The organism is Ruegeria sp. AD6 (assembly GCF_056542325.1).
This window is the reverse complement of record NZ_JBQFZQ010000010.1, coordinates 34,435-50,606: the sequence shown is the minus strand read 5'-3', so window position 1 is coordinate 50,606 and position 16,172 is coordinate 34,435. Positions and strand designations below refer to the sequence as shown.

The 16,172-nt window shown below is 55.0% G+C and carries 13 protein-coding genes; 9 read left to right on the top strand and 4 right to left on the bottom strand.

Annotation, left to right across the window (positions count from 1 at the left end):
* Nucleotides 1–14 precede the first annotated feature (14 nt).
* Genes ACR0KJ_RS17045 through ACR0KJ_RS17030 form a run of 4 tightly spaced genes read left to right on the top strand, consistent with a single transcriptional unit; the run spans nucleotide 15 to nucleotide 6,219 of the window.
* A complete protein-coding gene (locus ACR0KJ_RS17045; RefSeq protein ID WP_480627273.1) occupies nucleotides 15–2,075 on the top strand; it encodes an oxidoreductase in 2,061 nt (686 codons plus the stop codon).
* Complete coding sequence (locus ACR0KJ_RS17040; protein WP_480627244.1) at nucleotides 2,075–3,307, top strand: aromatic ring-hydroxylating oxygenase subunit alpha; 1,233 nt, start codon at nucleotides 2,075–2,077, stop codon at nucleotides 3,305–3,307. Before ACR0KJ_RS17045 ends, ACR0KJ_RS17040 begins: the two co-directional genes overlap by 1 nt.
* Nucleotides 3,300–4,862 carry a trimethylamine methyltransferase family protein gene (locus ACR0KJ_RS17035; protein ID WP_480627243.1) on the top strand — a complete coding sequence of 521 codons (1,563 nt, stop codon included), beginning with the start codon at nucleotides 3,300–3,302 and terminating at the stop codon, nucleotides 4,860–4,862. Before ACR0KJ_RS17040 ends, ACR0KJ_RS17035 begins: the two co-directional genes overlap by 8 nt.
* A gap of 52 nt (nucleotides 4,863–4,914) precedes the next feature.
* A complete protein-coding gene (locus ACR0KJ_RS17030) occupies nucleotides 4,915–6,219 on the top strand; it encodes an aminotransferase (protein WP_480627272.1) in 1,305 nt (434 codons plus the stop codon).
* Between the two features lie 232 nt (nucleotides 6,220–6,451).
* On the opposite strand, the gene ACR0KJ_RS17025 is transcribed toward ACR0KJ_RS17030, so the two are convergent.
* Nucleotides 6,452–7,345, bottom strand: coding sequence for a bifunctional helix-turn-helix transcriptional regulator/GNAT family N-acetyltransferase (locus ACR0KJ_RS17025; RefSeq protein ID WP_480627242.1), 894 nt, complete (start codon nucleotides 7,343–7,345; stop codon nucleotides 6,452–6,454).
* Between the two features lie 729 nt (nucleotides 7,346–8,074).
* Here ACR0KJ_RS17025 and ACR0KJ_RS17020 point away from each other — a divergent pair.
* From ACR0KJ_RS17020 to ACR0KJ_RS17005, 4 genes are all read left to right on the top strand, one after another.
* On the top strand, nucleotides 8,075–9,100 hold the full coding sequence (locus tag ACR0KJ_RS17020) for an ABC transporter substrate-binding protein (protein WP_480579810.1): 1,026 nt from the start codon (nucleotides 8,075–8,077) through the stop codon (nucleotides 9,098–9,100).
* A 90-nt stretch (nucleotides 9,101–9,190) separates the two neighbouring features.
* Nucleotides 9,191–11,317: an ABC transporter permease gene (locus tag ACR0KJ_RS17015; RefSeq protein WP_480627271.1), complete on the top strand. Its 2,127-nt coding sequence runs from the start codon at nucleotides 9,191–9,193 to the stop codon at nucleotides 11,315–11,317.
* Nucleotides 11,314–12,387: an ABC transporter ATP-binding protein gene (locus ACR0KJ_RS17010; protein WP_480627241.1), complete on the top strand. Its 1,074-nt coding sequence runs from the start codon at nucleotides 11,314–11,316 to the stop codon at nucleotides 12,385–12,387. Before ACR0KJ_RS17015 ends, ACR0KJ_RS17010 begins: the two co-directional genes overlap by 4 nt.
* Before the next feature lie 2 nt (nucleotides 12,388–12,389).
* Nucleotides 12,390–12,956, top strand: a complete 567-nt coding sequence (locus ACR0KJ_RS17005; protein ID WP_480627240.1) for a histidine phosphatase family protein — start codon at nucleotides 12,390–12,392, stop codon at nucleotides 12,954–12,956.
* 6 nt (nucleotides 12,957–12,962) lie between these two features.
* Here ACR0KJ_RS17005 and ACR0KJ_RS17000 read toward each other — a convergent pair whose 3' ends face one another.
* From ACR0KJ_RS17000 to ACR0KJ_RS16990, 3 genes are all read right to left on the bottom strand, one after another.
* Nucleotides 12,963–13,730, bottom strand: coding sequence for an inositol monophosphatase family protein (locus ACR0KJ_RS17000; RefSeq protein ID WP_480627239.1), 768 nt, complete (start codon nucleotides 13,728–13,730; stop codon nucleotides 12,963–12,965).
* A gap of 467 nt (nucleotides 13,731–14,197) precedes the next feature.
* Nucleotides 14,198–14,947, bottom strand: a complete 750-nt coding sequence (locus tag ACR0KJ_RS16995; RefSeq protein ID WP_480627238.1) for an NERD domain-containing protein — start codon at nucleotides 14,945–14,947, stop codon at nucleotides 14,198–14,200.
* 214 nt (nucleotides 14,948–15,161) lie between these two features.
* On the bottom strand, nucleotides 15,162–15,629 hold the full coding sequence (locus ACR0KJ_RS16990) for a hypothetical protein (protein ID WP_480627237.1): 468 nt from the start codon (nucleotides 15,627–15,629) through the stop codon (nucleotides 15,162–15,164).
* A gap of 259 nt (nucleotides 15,630–15,888) precedes the next feature.
* Here ACR0KJ_RS16990 and ACR0KJ_RS16985 point away from each other — a divergent pair, with 259 nt between their 5' ends.
* Complete coding sequence (locus ACR0KJ_RS16985; protein ID WP_170755634.1) at nucleotides 15,889–16,113, top strand: helix-turn-helix domain-containing protein; 225 nt, start codon at nucleotides 15,889–15,891, stop codon at nucleotides 16,111–16,113.
* Nucleotides 16,114–16,172 lie beyond the last annotated feature (59 nt).

The window sequence follows — 16,172 nt, the reverse complement described above, 5'->3', positions numbered from 1 at the left end:
GAAAACGCGTGAACATGTTGGACGCGAACCCATATGCTCTGCTTTTTGAACCGGTCCAGATCGGTCCGGTGACAGCCAGGAACCGCTTCTATCAGGTGCCCCATTGCACCGGGCTGGGGCACCTCCGTCCACGGGCGGATGCTGCCGTTCGCGGGATGAAAGCCGAAGGCGGGTGGGCGGTGGTTTCAAATCAGGAAACTGAGATCCACCCAACCTCAGACTTGTCTCCTTATGCCGAGGGACGGTTATGGGACGGGCGCGATGTGCCCGCGTTGCGGCTGATGACGGATGCGGTACATTCGCATGGTGCGCTGGCGGCCATTCAGCTGGTTCACAATGGCAATCATGCGCAAAACCTGCTGACCCGCGCGCCGGTTCTTGCGCCTTCCGAGATGTCCGTCGACACGACGCATCCCAAGCAGGCGCAGGCCATGGATAAGTCCGATATTCGGGAGTTCCGCCGTTGGCATCGCGACGCCGCCTTGCGCGCTAAAGACGCCGGGTTCGACATCATTTACATCTATGCCGGACACAACATGACATTGGCGCAGCATTTTATGCTGCCTCATATGAACCAGCGTAGTGATGAATATGGCGGGTCGCTTGAAAATCGGGTACGTCTGACACGCGAATTGCTGGAGGATACTCACGAAGCGGTGGGTGACAGCTGCGCCGTGGCGTTCCGCTTTGCCATTGACGAGATGATGGGCGTCAGCGGCATGCAGGCCGCGGAAGAAGGCCGCGCCGTGGTCGAGCTTTTGTCTGACCTTCCGGATCTCTGGGATGTGAATGTAGCCGACTGGTCCAATGACAGTGCGACAACCCGTTTTCAGCCAGAAGACGGATATCAGAACGCGTTTCTGTCACACGTCAAACAGATCACCCGGAAACCTGTGGTTGGTGTCGGGCGCCTGACATCCCCCGACATGATGCTGTCGATGGTCAAAAAGGGAATTGTCGACCTTATCGGAGCCGCACGACCTTCCATAGCGGACCCGTTCATTCCGAAAAAGATTGAAGAGGGCCGCATTGACGAAATCCGCGAATGCATCGGCTGTAATATTTGCGTTTCATCCGACAATCTGGGCATCCCGATCCGCTGCACTCAAAACCCCACGATGGGCGAGGAATGGCGGCGCGGTTGGCACCCCGAGATCATCGCGCCGAAGAAGAGCAACGCGGATACTTTGGTCATTGGCGGTGGCCCTGCAGGTCTTGAATGCGCTACGCAGTTGGCAAGGCGAGGATATCAAGTGACCTTGGCCGAGGCGTCAGCCGAATTGGGCGGGCGGGTTACGAAGGAAAGCAAACTTCCCGGCCTCGCAGCTTGGTCCCGCGTCGTCGACTATCGCCTGAATGACCTAAAGCAGCGCGGCAACGTCCAGTTGTTCACTGACAGCAGACTTGATGGCGATCAAGTGGCAGAGCTAGGCGTCGAACACGTTTTTGTGGCCACCGGCAGCCATTGGCGCACCGACGGCATGGGGCGTAGCACACAACGCCGTATGCCTCAGATCGAGCAAAGCGCCAAAGTGTTGACACCTGATGACATCATGAACGGTCTTCTGCCTCCGGATGGGCCGGTGATGATCTATGATGATGACCACATCTATCTGGCGGGGGTGATCGCCGAAAAACTGGCGACCGCAGGATACCAGGTGGTTTTTGTCACGCCGGAGAGTTTGGTCTCGGCTTACGCCATCAATACTTTGGAGCAGCCGCGCATTCAGGCCCGCCTGATCGAGCTTGGCATCGACATTCGCTGCAATCAGGTGCTGACAGCTGTTGAAGGTGGCATGGCGCGCATCGGTTGTGCCTTTACCGGTCGCGAAACGGATATTCCGTGTGCCTCGACAGTTCTGGTCACCGAGCGCCATCGGGAGACGGCTCTTTATGACAGCCTGCAAGGGACCGGTTTGAAAACCCTCGAACTCATTGGCGATGCTGCATCGCCCGGGTTGATCGTGGACGCAGTCTTCGCAGGCCACCGCGCGGCACGCAATTTTGAACGCCCAAAGGCAAAAGCAGACAAGGATTGGTTTCGCCGCGAGATAATCGATTTGGAGGAAACGTGATGAACAGCCGACCGTTTGAGTTGGATGCGTTGATAGCCTCGCACCAGTACGGCCACGCCTTACCGCGCGGTTTCTATACCTCGCAAGACATCTATAATTATGACATCGCCCAGGTCTGGAACCGCAACTGGCTTTGGGCAGGGCATGTCAGCCAAATCCCAAACCCCGGTGACTACTTCCTGTTCGACTATGGCCCGGAGAGCATTATCGTTGTTCGCGACCGCGAAGGCGAAGTTCGCGCTCATTTGAATGTCTGTCGCCATCGGGGTTCTCGTGTTTGCACCGAACAGTCCGGCAACGCCCGTGTTCTTGTTTGCCCCTACCACGCCTGGACATATGAGCTATCGGGTAAACTTCGTGCGGGCCACAACATGGGGGAACATTTTGACCCATCCAAATTCGGGCTTTTTCCCGTTCAGGTGAGTGTCTTCAAAGGGCTGATCTTTGTCTGTGCCGATGCAGATACACCATCGCTTGATCCTGTCCTCAACCAACTTTCGCCACTTGTCGAGCCCTATGGCTTTGACGATCTGAAAGTAGCGCATACGGCGTCATTTCCCGTTCCCGCGAATTGGAAACTGGCGGTTGAGAACTATCTTGAGTGCTACCATTGCGGGCCAGCGCATAACGAATATTCCCGTTCTCATAGCCTGAAATCGCCGCAAGACATGGCTGGTTTGGTTGAACCGCTAAAGGCAAGGGCTGTGGAAGCCGGGCTGTCACCTGATGAGTTGGCGCTTGTCGGCGACGCCGCGCCCACTCCGTTCACCAGCGGGTATTATCGGCGCTATCCACTTTATCCAGGCTACAAAACCGGCAGCAAATCGGGAGAGGTGCTTGCGCCATTGCTTGGAACGTTGAAAAGTTTCGACGGTGGCGCAACTGACTTTGACATTGGTCCATTGAACTGGTTCCTGATCTATTCGGATCACATGGTCGGCTATCGCTTCATTCCGCGGGGCCTGCAGGAAACCGACATTCAGGTGGTCTGGCTGGTTCGCGCTGACGCCGAAGAAGACCAAGACTATGACAAAGAAGACCTGACCTGGCTTTGGCATGTCACATCTATGGATGACGAACGTATCATTCGCCACAACCAGTCCGGCGTAAACTCTCAATACTTCCAACCGGGCCCCTTGGGCGAGATGGAAACCTCGATCCAGGACTTCTACGATTTCTATTTCAACATGATCAGCCCGGAACCAGAACAAAGGATGGCCGGTCATGGCTGAGGCAAAATCACGCCGTCGCGGCGGCGGCGGGCGCGCCGCGCGCATCAAGGTTCAACAGGCGACCACGGGCAATGAGGCCGTACGTGGAGGCCTAAGTGGCGGACGCTATAAACCGCTGACCCAAGCAGAGATGGAGAACATCCATCAAGCGGCCTTGACCGTTCTGGAAAACACCGGCGTTACCGACCATTTCCCGGAATTGCTTGATCTGGTGCTGCCCAAAGGCGCAGTTTTGAATGACCTCAATCGTCTGTGCTTTCCCCGCGCGCTGATGGAAGACATCCTGGCTGGCGCTGCCAAGGAGTTTTACGTCTATGCCCGCGGCGAGCGTGAAGGCAAAGACGACATGCATTGCTCGGCCGAGAGTGTCTATTTCGCCAACTCTGGCACCGCCGTCACGACCTTTGACTCGCACACCAAGTCCTATCGCCCATCGGTTCTGCGTGATGTCTATGACTTCACCCGTCTGGTGGACCGTTTGGACAATATCCATATGCTGGGCGACACAGTATTGGCCACCGATGTGACCGATGATTTCGCCCACGATATGAACACCATATATGCAATGCTCGCAGGCAGCCAAAAGCCAGCCTGTCTGACCTTTCGCGACCGCAGCCATATCCCCCATGCCATCCGCATGTTTGATTTGGCTCAGGGTGGTGAGGGGGCTTTTATGAAAAAGCCAAGCGTCATTTTTGGCGGCTGTCCCATGGTTTCGCCCTTGCGGATCGGCAAGGAAAACATGGAGATCCTGATTGATACCGCCAAACTTGGCCTGACAGTCGATCTGGCCGTGCCTCCGCAGGCCGGGGCCACAGCCCCCGCGACGCTTGCGGGAACACTGGTTCAGACCGTGGCCGAAACGTTGGCCTGTGTTGCGATCGTGAACCTCATCACACCAGGTTGTCCTATCTGCTTTGCTGCCTGGCCCTTTATCACCGATCTGCGCAGCGGGTCGTTCACCGGAGGCAGCGGCGAACAGGCCCTGATCGGGGCGGCAGCCATTCAGATGGGCAATTTCTATGGCCTTCCCACATCCGTTGGCGCAGGCATGACCGACGCCAAAATTCCCGATGCGCAGTACGGGTTGGAAAAGGCGCTGACCTTCACACTTGCCGCCCATGCTGGTGCAAACCGTCTGTGCGAGTTCGGGGGTATGATTGGCAGCCTCATGGGATGCAGTTTTGAAAGCATGGTTATCGATGACGAAGCGGGCGGCATGATCCTGCGATCGCTACGCGGAATAGAGGTAACGGATGAAACCATGGCAGTGGATGTGATCCACCAGTGCGCCATCGATCCTGGTCACTTCCTCGGCAACCCACACACGCTGAACTATATGAACAGCGAGTTCGTCTACCCGCGGCTTATGGATCGTGAGCGTACAGATACATGGGAAAACGAAGGCAAAACTGATCTGATGGACCGCGCCCGTGACAAGGCTAATTCCATTCTCGACAACCATTTCCCCAACTACTTCGGTGCCTCAGACGCTCAGGTTCGTGAAGAGTTCCCAATTGTGATGAGCGCAGAAAGCATGGCCCGCCGTGGATAATTCAAACGCCAAGCAATGGGACAACGATCACTTCCTGCACCCGTGGGAAGGGATGGCAACTTTGCGCGAGAACGACCGGACATTTATCGAAGGTGCCAGCGGCATCCATGTGGTGAACGAACAAGGCGAACGCTTGATCGACGGGCCGGGAGGCATGTGGTGCACCCAGATCGGTTATGGACGAGAGGAGATGGCCGAGGCCATGGCCGAGCAAGCGCGTAACCTTGCCTATTTCTCGCCCTTCAACAACGCCAACTCGACCGCTGCCCGGTTTGCACGCGAAATCGCCAAACGTGCACCCGGCGATTTGAACAACGTCTTTTTTACCACCGGTGGTTCCACTGCGGTGGATACGGCTATCCGATTTGTCCATTTTCGAAACAACCTTCTGGGTCGCCCCGAGAAAAAGAAAATCATTTCAAGGCAAAAAGCCTATCATGGAAGCACCTACTTGGCGGCCAGCGTCAGTGGAAAAGAGCGTGACAGGCTTTGGCTCGACAAGGCCGATGACCTCGCACATTTCCTGCCGGACGTGAATCCGCTCTACCGCGCACCTGGTCAAAGCGAAGTGAGCTTTCTGAACGAGAAAGTTTCCGATCTTGAAAATGCCATTTTGGCGATTGGTCCAGAAAATGTTGCCGCTTTTATCGCTGAACCGGTTCTGGCGTCTGGTGGCGTGATCGTGCCGCCAAAAGGATATCACGAAGGCTGTTTAAACATCTGCAGGAAGTATGATGTTCTGTATATCTCCGACGAAGTGGTGACAGCTTTCGGGCGATTGGGTCATTGGTTTTCGTCAGAGGCTGTTTTCGGCATCCAACCAGACATAATCACTTGCGCCAAAGGAATGACCTCCGGGTACGCGCCGATGGGTGCCGCGATAATCTCTGACCGATTGATCGCAGACGTTGCAGGAAAAGGTGCAACCTTCTCAAATGGCTACACCTATTCTGGTCACCCGGTTAGCGCGGCCGCCGGACTAAAAAGCATGGAGATTTTTGAACGAGAAAAGCTACTCGAACACGTTCGAATAGTCGCTCCGATATTTCAAGATCAACTGCAGCAATTGCGTCACGTTGACATCGTTGCCGATGTGCGCGGGATGGGTTTGATGGGGTGCGTTCAATGCTCGGTTGATGGTGATCCTCAGAGCGATTTGGGACGCGACTACGAAATTGGTGGCCAGATCGATATTGAATGCCAAAAACGTGGGTTATTGGTTCGACCTGTGATCAACATGTGTGTTCTTTCACCGCCCCTTATCATTAGCGAAAGTGAAATTAAGAAGATGTTTTCTATCTTGCGCGAAGGGCTTGAAGCGACAAGAACGTGGCTTGTTGGAATCAGTGACCAATGAAGAGCAGGCACAACGGTTGCGTATGTCCACAGAACGAGATGCCTCTGCAGCATTTGGATTCCGTTCCAAATGTCGGCTTTGGGCCGTCACTATCCGAGCGTAGGTTTGCCGTGCCTACGTGCTGGCACTGCTCCAAGGACCGCACCGAGCTCATTTTGCTCATACGACGCCGCGCAGCGAATGTCTGGTCGTTTATGCGCGGCCGCACTGAGCGCAAAGCACAGTTGTGAGATCAAAGTGTGAGGTCCCAGGTTTCTTGCACGCTCTCACTACCAAAGTGATACCCGGAAACGCGCTCTGTCAAAGTGAATCCGAATCTAGCGTAGAGCGCGCGTGCGACTATCTGTGTCTCGTGGGTCATTAACGTCATGCGTTTGAACCCTGATGCACGCGCGTGATTCAGACAGATCGTCATCAAACGCTTGCCCAAGCCCATTCCGCGGGCCTCGGGTTCCAGAAAGAATAATCGCAGTTTCGCAACGCCAGGTTCTTCTGTATTCATGCAAAAAATTGATCCCAGCCGCATCTCGCCGATATGAGCAATAAAGGCGCGGTTTCCATCAATGCCTTGGACCGGCAAAAAAGCCGCCAGGATTTGCATGACGAGCATTTCCATGCGGTAATCAAATTTATAATCCGTGTAATAGGTCTCGGCGTGCCGATTGACGACCCATCCGGCGTCGCCTGGGGTCAATTCGCGAAATTCGACCGGGCCCGGCAGGTCAAATGATCTCACCGCCTGCTCCAAAGCCCGGGCGACGCGCCCTGCATCTGCCCCATCCAATCGCTTGTGGACCTCAAGCGCCATCCGGTCGACAAGCTCGCTAAACTTCTGGTGCCCAGATTCAGTAAGATGAAGTTCCTTTTGCCGTGCATCATGTTCAGAAGGTTTTCTTAGAATCCATCCGGATCGCTCAAAGTTCTTCAGGATACGACTGACATAGCCTTCGTCGAGGTCCAGGGCATTGGCGATCAACCGGGCAGTTGAGCCATTTTGCACTCCGATCTCATAGAAAACCCGCAGTTCTGTGAGGTTCATTCCACTACCGCCGTAGTCGGGGGAGAACAAACCCATCCTCTGTGTGTAGAACCGATTGAAGGCGCGAATTGTCGAGATGTGATCCATATTGCAATCCCGTTTACTTGACAAATTCAAGTAATATGGAGCTGCTTGATTTTGTCAAGTAAAAGTACGGAATGCTGTAGCGCCAACGTAAAGACTGCGTCCCTACATTCTCAATGGCTAAAATCCTCAATGGCTAAAATCGCGTGTGGGCCAAATTCAAAACTAGTGTTGGTCTAATAAGGTCCGGAAAGGGCCGTCTACGCGTTCAGCTGACGGCGGGGTAGGGGCCTGTGCTGCAACGGCACCGAGGTCCGGAATGAGCCCATTGTTGACGTTCGCAGGGTAAGTTTCCTTGGTCATGCAGGGCGATGAGAGCGCATTGACTGCGTGAACCCACACATCACAAGTGGGGTCAAAATCGGAAGCTAGCTTTCAACATTCGCTGCAAAATCTGTATTACCGCTAAACAATCTGATTGCCCAGAACACATTCGCCAATTGGCGCAAGTATCAAGTTCCGCGCATTCGAAGGCTATGGATGAGCTTGCGATCTTCCTTTGAATAATGTTCGCAAAAGTGCTCCGTTTGGATCGCACTGATATTGTCGCTCTGCAAAAATCCTTGCGAAACAAGCGTTAGAGTGGTCAGACTTACATAGTCACAAAGGGGAAAAGCCGTACCGAGACTGGTGAAATCAGAAGATGCCACACTTAAGCGTGGCCGCCCTCACAGGTGACATGACAGTTCCCGGCTCAAAGCTGGCAGCTGGATAATTATGGGAGGAAAGATTTTGAAAGAACTGACAAACACACTTGCTGGCTCACTGATCGCATTCGCCGCTTCCATGGGTGCTGCGCAAGCCGACAAGCTGACATTCTACTGTTCGGCGCAGGAAGACTGGTGCCAGCTGATGGCGCGCAGCTTCGAGGACGCCACCGGCATTGACGTGAACATGACTCGCAAATCCTCTGGCGAGACCTTTGCGCAAATCCGTGCGGAAAGCTCAAACCCAAAAGGAGATGTCTGGTGGGGCGGCACGGGTGACCCGCACCTTCAAGCGGCCGAAGAAGGTTTAACTATGGAATATGTCTCGCCCATGCGTGACCAGTTGCATGACTGGGCAATTTCACAGGCCGAAAGTGCTGGCAACAAGACCATCGGTATCTATTCGGGTGCGTTGGGCTATGGCTACAACTCTGACCTCCTGGCAGCCAACAACCTGCCTGAACCCGCCTGCTGGAAGGACCTGCTCAAGCCGGAATATAAAGGGCACGTTCAGATGGCGAACCCGAATTCGTCCGGAACTGCCTACACCACGCTGGCGTCGATGGTGCAGATCTTTGGCGAGGACGAGGGGTTTGAGTTCATGAAAGGCCTTCACGCCAACATAAATCAGTACACGAAATCCGGTTCAGCACCCATCAAGGCCGCGGGTCGTGGCGAGAACACGATCGGCATTGTCTTCATGCATGACGCGGTCAAGCAGGCGGTGTCGGGCTTCCCTGTAAAGGTTGTCGCCCCGTGCGAGGGCACTGGTTACGAGATCGGTTCGATGTCGATCATTGAAGGCGCTCGCAACGAAGAAGAAGCCAAGAAGTTCTACGACTGGGCGCTGAGTGCCGAAGCGCAGAACCTCGCGCTTGAAGTCAATGCCTTCCAGGTCCCATCCAACAAGGGTGCGCAAACATCTGAAAGCGCCCCGGATATGAGCCAGATCAAGCTGATCGACTATGACTTCAAAAAGTACGGCTCCTCTGATGAGCGCAAGCGTCTGCTGCAAAAGTGGGACGAAGACGTTTCGGTGCTGCCGCAGTAAGTGGCTGACACTGCAAAAACCAGGACCCACCCGGTATTGATCTTCTGGATCTTTGTCGGGTGGGTCGGCTACGTCCTGCTGCCATGGTACATGGTTGAGGATGGCCTTTGGTCATTTCAATGGCTCTTTAGTGGCTATCCGTTTGATGAAGATTTTGCGCCCGCTCTGTTTCTGATCGGGCAGGGTGAAAAGCTCTGGCTTGCACCCTTGCTGATCCCGCTGGCATTGCCGATTCTGGTGCTGGGGAAACCTAAATCTGATCCGATCTACGCTAAGACACTGATACTCGCGGGTGCACTGGGCTTTGGCTGGCTGATTGCGCAAGGCTTCGGGATCGGCATTCGCGGCTTCAACTTCGACTGGCTCAAGGCCCTGTTTGGCGAGCCAAAAATCCGACAGTTCGGCATGGGGTATGGCGCGATGCTCTGTGCGTCTGCCTTCCTGTTCCTGCTCACGCAGGGCATCGCGGCGCGCGGTGCAGTCAACGGCGATGTGTTTGTCGTCAGCGCGATCGGCGGCGTCATAACAATCGTCACCGCCTTCGTGTTCTTTCCAATTGCCAACATGCTGTTTTCGGCCTTTGTGACCGAAGACGGCGCCTATTCGGTATCTGTATTTGCCTCGAAATTCTTTGATGACCGTCTTTGGGGATTGGGGTGTTTTTGGGGTGCGAAATGCGGCGCCGCGTGGAACTCCCTCTTTTTGGCCATTCTCGTCGGCCTGATCACCACGGTTCTGGGACTTTGTTTTGCACTTGTGGTCACCAGGTCAGGGTTTCGGTTCAAGCGCGGGATGCGCGCGCTGACGGTTTTGCCAATCATCACGCCCCCCTTCGTAATCGGGCTGGCCTTGATCCTACTCTTCGGTTTATCCGGGTCGGTCACAGTCTTTTTTGCCGATCTTTTTGGCGTGCAACCGTCGCGGTGGCTCTATGGAATGCCGGGTGTCCTGATCGCACAGACGCTGGCCTTCACCCCCATCGCATTTCTGGTGCTGATCGGTGTTGTCGAAGGCGTATCGCCGTCGATGGAGGAAGCCGCCCAAACGTTGCGCGCCAATAGGTGGCAAACCTTCCGAACGGTGTCGCTGCCCCTGATGAGACCCGGTCTGGCGAATGCCTTTCTGCTCGGTTTCATCGAAAGCATGGCCGACTTCGGCAACCCGCTTGTTCTAGGCGGTAATTTTGACGTTCTGTCGACCGAGATTTTCTTTGCCATCGTCGGCGCGCAATATGATCAGGGTCGGGCCGCCGTGCTGGCCATGGTACTGCTCTTCTTCACGCTGTCTGCCTTTTACGCGCAGCGCGCCTGGCTCGGTAAGAAAAGCTACACCACCGTTTCCGGCAAGGGGGACGCCGGCGTGCATCCGCTGATGCCCAATGGGCTGGCAATACCCGTGCTAGCCATCGCGACCATCTGGGCGCTGTTTACAGCGGTTGTGTACGGCATGATCATTTACGGCAGCGTCGTTGAGCTTTGGGGCGTCAACAACACGCTCACCTTCAAACACTATGTCACCGCCTTCTCAGTGCGCATTGAAGAGGAAGGCATCCGCTGGACGGGTGCTGCATGGGACAGTTTCTGGACCACCATCAGCATTGCGGCCATAGCGGCTCCACTGACGGCAGCTGTAGGACTGGTGACCGCCTACTTGCTCACGCGCCAAAATTTCGCCGGAAAGAACGCCTTCGAATTCGGAACGATGCTGTCCTTTGCCATTCCCGGTACCGTCATCGGGGTCAGCTACATCCTGGCTTTCAACGTTCCCCCGATCGAAATCACAGGCACCGGTGTGATCCTCGTGATCAGCTTCATTTTCCGCAACATGCCCGTTGGCGTGCGTGCGGGTATCGCATCCATGTCGCAACTGGACGGGTCGCTTGATGAATCCTCGCTGACGCTGGGCGCAAACTCGTGGCAGACGTTCCGACGCGTGATCCTGCCCCTGCTCAAGCCCGCCATCCTAGCGGCACTCGTCTACAGTTTTGTCCGCGCGATGACCGCGATCTCGGCAGTCATTTTTCTGGTATCGGCCGAATACGACATGGCGACCAGCTACATCATCGGGCGCGTCGAGAACAATGATTACGGCCTTGCCATCGCCTATTCCACCACGCTGATCTTCGTGATGCTGGCATCTGTAGGGCTTTTGCAATTCCTCGTGGGCCGCGTGCAGATCGGACGGCGCACCCAGATCGGAGCGGAAAGAACGACATGACGGATACCAACATTGCTAGTAAAGCCGCGCCGGTTCGGTTCGAAGGAGTGACAAAAGTATTTGGCAAAGATGTCGTGGCCGTCGACAACATCGACCTGCATGTGGAAGCAGGTAAACTGGTGACGCTCCTGGGACCATCGGGCTGCGGCAAAACGACGACGCTGCGCATGATTGCCGGTCTGGAGATGGCCAGCTCGGGCCGGATCGTGATTGGCGATCGCGACGTGACCAAGCTGCCCGCGACTGATCGCGATGTGTCTATGGTGTTTCAGTCTTACGCCCTGTTCCCACATATGAGCGTGCTGGAAAACGTGATGTACGGTTTGACATTCTCAGGCTTTGATAAGAGCGAGGCCAGATCGCGCGCGCTCAACGGGTTGGAACTGGTGGGCCTCAAAGGCTTCGACAACCGTTTGCCTAGCGAGCTGTCAGGAGGCCAGCAACAACGTGTCGCAGTCGCCCGCGCGCTGGTGCTGGAACCGCAGGTGCTGCTCTTTGACGAACCCCTGTCGAACCTCGATGCCAAACTGCGCCGACAGGTGCGCGAAGACATTCGCTCCATTCAGCGGGACCTCGGACTGACGGTTGTCTATGTAACCCACGATCAGGAAGAAGCGCTTGCCGTGTCCGACGAAATCGTCGTCATGCGTAACGCCGCCATCGCCCAGATCGGGACCCCGCGACAACTCTATGACGCGCCAATCGACCGCTTCGTGGCTGACTTCATCGGTGAAGCGAACCTGATCGAGTGCAAAATCGTCGAAGTCGATGGCGATCAGGCGACAATCGACATCGAAGGACACCGCCACAGCTTGCCCTCTCGCGATTTGCCCGTGGGTCCGGCAACGCTGGCGGTGCGTCCGTCCCGCGTCCTAATCGGATACGAAACCGGCATCCCGGCAAAAGTCTCCAAGGCTACCTATGTCGGCGTGCGCATGGAATACACGCTGACCGGCGCATTCGGACAGGTGTTTGCCGTGCAGGACGACGTAGATGACCCGTTGCAGCCGGGCGCTGACGTCAAAATGGCCTTTGCAGACCGGGGACCGGTTTTGCTGCCAAAGGGCTGACATTGCCGAAACTCGTTATCATTTCGCACCCGGAAGTGGTCGTGAACCCAGAGATCGCAATCACCAACTGGGAACTGAGTGAGGTGGGCCGCACCCGGGCCGAAGCATTTGCAAATGCGCCGATCATGGCCTCGGTCAGCGCCATCTGGTCCAGCACCGAACGCAAGGCAGAACAGACAGCTGCGATCCTGGCCAAACCGCACGGCCTTGAGGTGAAGGTAAACCCGGCGCTGGGCGAAAACGACCGCAGTGCCACCGGTTTCTTGCCACCGCACCAGTTCGAAGCCGCCGCCGATGCATTCTTCGCTGCACCCGACGTGAGCTTTCGCGGCTGGGAAACCGCGACAGATGCTCAGGCCCGGATTGTCGGGGCAGTCACGTCAATCATGGACGCGCACGAAGGTGGTGATCTTGCCATCGTAACCCATGGCGCGGTTGGGACGCTGCTCTGGTGTCATCTCTCGGGAGTGCGGATTGATCGCCAGCACGACCAGCCTGGGCAGGGGCATTTCTGGAGCGCTGATTTGGACACGCTGTGCTGTAGCCCCGGCTGGCGTGCTATCGCCTGACGCAAATCAGACGTGCCATGCCTTCTCGCAAATTGCTTTGAGATCATCAAAGATCTTTGGCGTACCGGCAATGACGCGGCCACCATTGCGGATCATTTCATTGGCGTCCTGTTCTTCGACGACACCACCGGCCTCTGCGATCAACAGTTGACCGGCAAGACAGTCCCACGCGTTCATATGCTCTTCGACGTACCCCAACAGCCGGCCTGCCGCGACATAGGCAAGCGACAGCGCGCCGCTTGCATTGCGATGATACATGGCCCCGCGTTCGATGATGGCTGAAATGATTGGGATCACCTTTGCCGCTTCGATGCGGTTCGAATATCCGACCGAGACGGTCCCACTTGCCATATCGACGCCTGATGCGACCTGCATTGGCTGCCCGTTGAGCGTTGCTCCCGCCCCCCGCATGGCGACATAGGTCTCAGCCACGTTCGGCTCGTGAATGACACCGATTTGTGTTTGTCCCTCTGCAACAACCGCCAGGACGATCGTCCACGCCGGAATGCCGTTTACGAAGTTCGTGGTGCCGTCAATTGGGTCGATCACCCAGTCAAACCCGCTGGACCCTGATTTCGCATCATGCTCCTCTCCGAAGATTCCGTCATCGGGATAGGCCTCGGTTATTTTTTCTCGAACATACGTCTCGACATTCCGGTCGGCTTCGCTGACCCAATCCTGAGCACCCTTTGCGTCCACCACCAGAGTGTCTCTATTTCCAAAATATCTAATAGCCAACGCGCCTGCTTCTTCAGCCACTTTGGTGGCGAACATACTTCGATCAGAGATGCTATGCACTCGACCCTCCTGCCGTTAAATTCTGTTTCTGATTATGAACAATAGGCGCTGCCGGGAGTCAGCACTACCAAGCAACATCGAAACCCTTTCGTCGATTTCTTCGGATACATATTACGACAACGAAATGAAGCCCCAAACTAATAGTGGACAACGGACCTATGCAATTGATGTCTCTTACGTGAAGGCCCGCTTTGAGCGCGTTGTAGCCCAAAGCCGATTAATTTCCGACGGTACAGCTTAAGCCCAAAAAACCCTTGACCGACCATAAATGTAGCGACTGCTTTGTCCGCAGTGGGTAAGTTCGAGCAGGTCAGTTAACTCGCGGGCGCAGCGAATGTCTGGAAAGCGGGCTGCGACCACAGCATCGCGACACTGTACTGAACGTCAGGATTGGGCCGCTTTGTTTCGGCTCGGTAGCCGCCCCGCTGCTAAGACTCGCTAGATCATTTCACTTGTCGCGTGCCCCGGCATTTCGGATAGCGCGAGCAGCCATAGAAGGATTGTCCAGTCTTTCGATTAGCTCTTTCGATCATCTTCGATCCACACCGGGGGCATTTCGTGAGATCAGTTTCCTTTTGGATGGCTTTTTCTCGGACGTGCTGGACATGCGCGCGCCGTGTTTCCTTGTTGGCCTCCAAAGCGCTGCAGCGCAGTTTACGGGCAAAATCGTGCACCTCGTTTTCAGTGAACTGAACAGTTGTCCTTGAAGCAACGTAGTTCGACAGGTCTCGTCTGCTCCAAAACACGTTGGCTGGCATTTCGGTTTTTGGTTCCGCGGAGCCAACGAATGCGACAAGATTCTCCAGCTGATCCGGCCTGATTCCAAGCAGGTCTTGGACGACTTTTAGGTGTTGGTAATTTTGGCGAAGGGGATTCTGAAACTGTGATTTGTGGCGACGCATGACTTGCGTCCAACGCGCTTGGTTCTTGCCACCGAAAATCCATCCTGACATGTTCTTGGTTTCGATTACGAAGACACCGAAACGTGACAAGACGATATGGTCGACTTGTGTCGTGCCTTGGCCAGTTGGTAAGGTGAGATCTTCGAGTAGGATGAAGTCCTGTTCATCTAGTTTTCGGCTAAGCGCCGCATTGACGCGGCGCTCGCCTTCTGCGCCAATCACTGTTGGGGATTTCAGATAAAAATATAGAAACGCTGCGCCAACAGCGAACAACAAAAAAAGTAGTTCCAAGGATTTTATGTTCTCCGACCAGTGACCAACTCAATCCGAACATAGATAGAATTAATGCGTTGGGCAAAAGCTGGAAACCGATGACAGCGTGGCTCATACGTCCGATTCCGGGAAGCCGCATTGCGGCATCCACTGGTGCGACCAAAGTCGGTTACGGGCCGAACCAAGAGTTGCCTAGGTCTGCTAGTATGCCCCTGTGACGCATGCGAAAAACCTACGGCGACCGTGATGATTTTGAGAGTTTTCCCGGTCGACCTTTATAATCCACGATCAGCTTTTCATCCTCGAGCAGATTTAGCGCCGTTTTCCAATGGATTTTGAATTCTCGCGCCACCCTGTTGATTATCTGGGTCTCTATCCAGATGCGGCGCAGCTTTTGTTTTGGCACTTTGGGTTTACGAACCCCGCGCTGCACTCCGAAGCCGCGTTCCCTAAAGAGTTTGGACAGCGTTGCTGGCTTCATTCCGTTTGCATTGGCAATATCTGAACAGGTCTTTCCCCTTTGATATTGCCTATAGAGACGTTGAACATAGTCGACGCCAAGCAAATCCAGGAGCCGTCGCACAACCAACGGGCTAATTCCGAGCCGCTCAGCAAATTCCTTATGGGATTTGCTAAGTTTAAGTAGAGCTAGGAGTTTGCGGCGCAGGTATGGCTGCCACGCATTTGGCGTCTCTCTCACGAAAATAGTCGGAACTCTGCCGCACTTTATTTCGACTACTGTGTTCAAACCTTACCCAGTTCCTTCAACGTCAGATACCTCAATTTGCGTCTCTTAGCGCAAAGCCATCGGCGTTTCAGCAGCTTAGCTGATTGTCTTCCGACATGACATTGAAACATTGGGGCATGAATGTGTAACACATTGCTAAAAAACAATAAAAATGACATATGCGAGGTCTTTTGGTAGGTTTCGGTAACCGGAATCAGTCGGAACCTTTGACATGACAGCGAATTTGATTGTCGATCTCGCCAAACATGAGCAGATCAAATGTGACCTTCGGCTTAAGGGCAGTTCACTGGCGAAGTTGAGCCGAGACATCGGCCGTTCCATCAGCTCAGTGTCTACTGTGTCACAAGGATACAGGCGCTCCGACTACGTCCAGAAAGCCATAGCAGAAAAGCTAGGGACAACACCTGAGGCTCTATGGCCGGAACGCTATGGATAATGGAGGTGCCCAAAGATGAGCTAGCAACAACCGCATTAAATGGAAGAAAGAGTAAGGCC

Excerpts from the sequence above, each read along its gene's own strand:
- ACR0KJ_RS17045 (WP_480627273.1), top strand. The coding sequence starts at position 15 with ATGTTGGACGCGAACCCATATGCTCTGCTTTTTGAACCGGTCCAGATC.
- ACR0KJ_RS17040 (WP_480627244.1), top strand. The coding sequence starts at position 2,075 with ATGAACAGCCGACCGTTTGAGTTGGATGCGTTGATAGCCTCGCACCAG.
- ACR0KJ_RS17035 (WP_480627243.1), top strand. The coding sequence starts at position 3,300 with ATGGCTGAGGCAAAATCACGCCGTCGCGGCGGCGGCGGGCGCGCCGCG.
- ACR0KJ_RS17030 (WP_480627272.1), top strand. The coding sequence starts at position 4,915 with ATGGCAACTTTGCGCGAGAACGACCGGACATTTATCGAAGGTGCCAGC.
- ACR0KJ_RS17025 (WP_480627242.1), bottom strand. The coding sequence starts at position 7,345 with ATGGATCACATCTCGACAATTCGCGCCTTCAATCGGTTCTACACACAG.
- ACR0KJ_RS17015 (WP_480627271.1), top strand. The coding sequence starts at position 9,191 with ATGGTTGAGGATGGCCTTTGGTCATTTCAATGGCTCTTTAGTGGCTAT.
- ACR0KJ_RS17010 (WP_480627241.1), top strand. The coding sequence starts at position 11,314 with ATGACGGATACCAACATTGCTAGTAAAGCCGCGCCGGTTCGGTTCGAA.
- ACR0KJ_RS17000 (WP_480627239.1), bottom strand. The coding sequence starts at position 13,730 with ATGTTCGCCACCAAAGTGGCTGAAGAAGCAGGCGCGTTGGCTATTAGA.
- ACR0KJ_RS16985 (WP_170755634.1), top strand. The coding sequence starts at position 15,889 with ATGACAGCGAATTTGATTGTCGATCTCGCCAAACATGAGCAGATCAAA.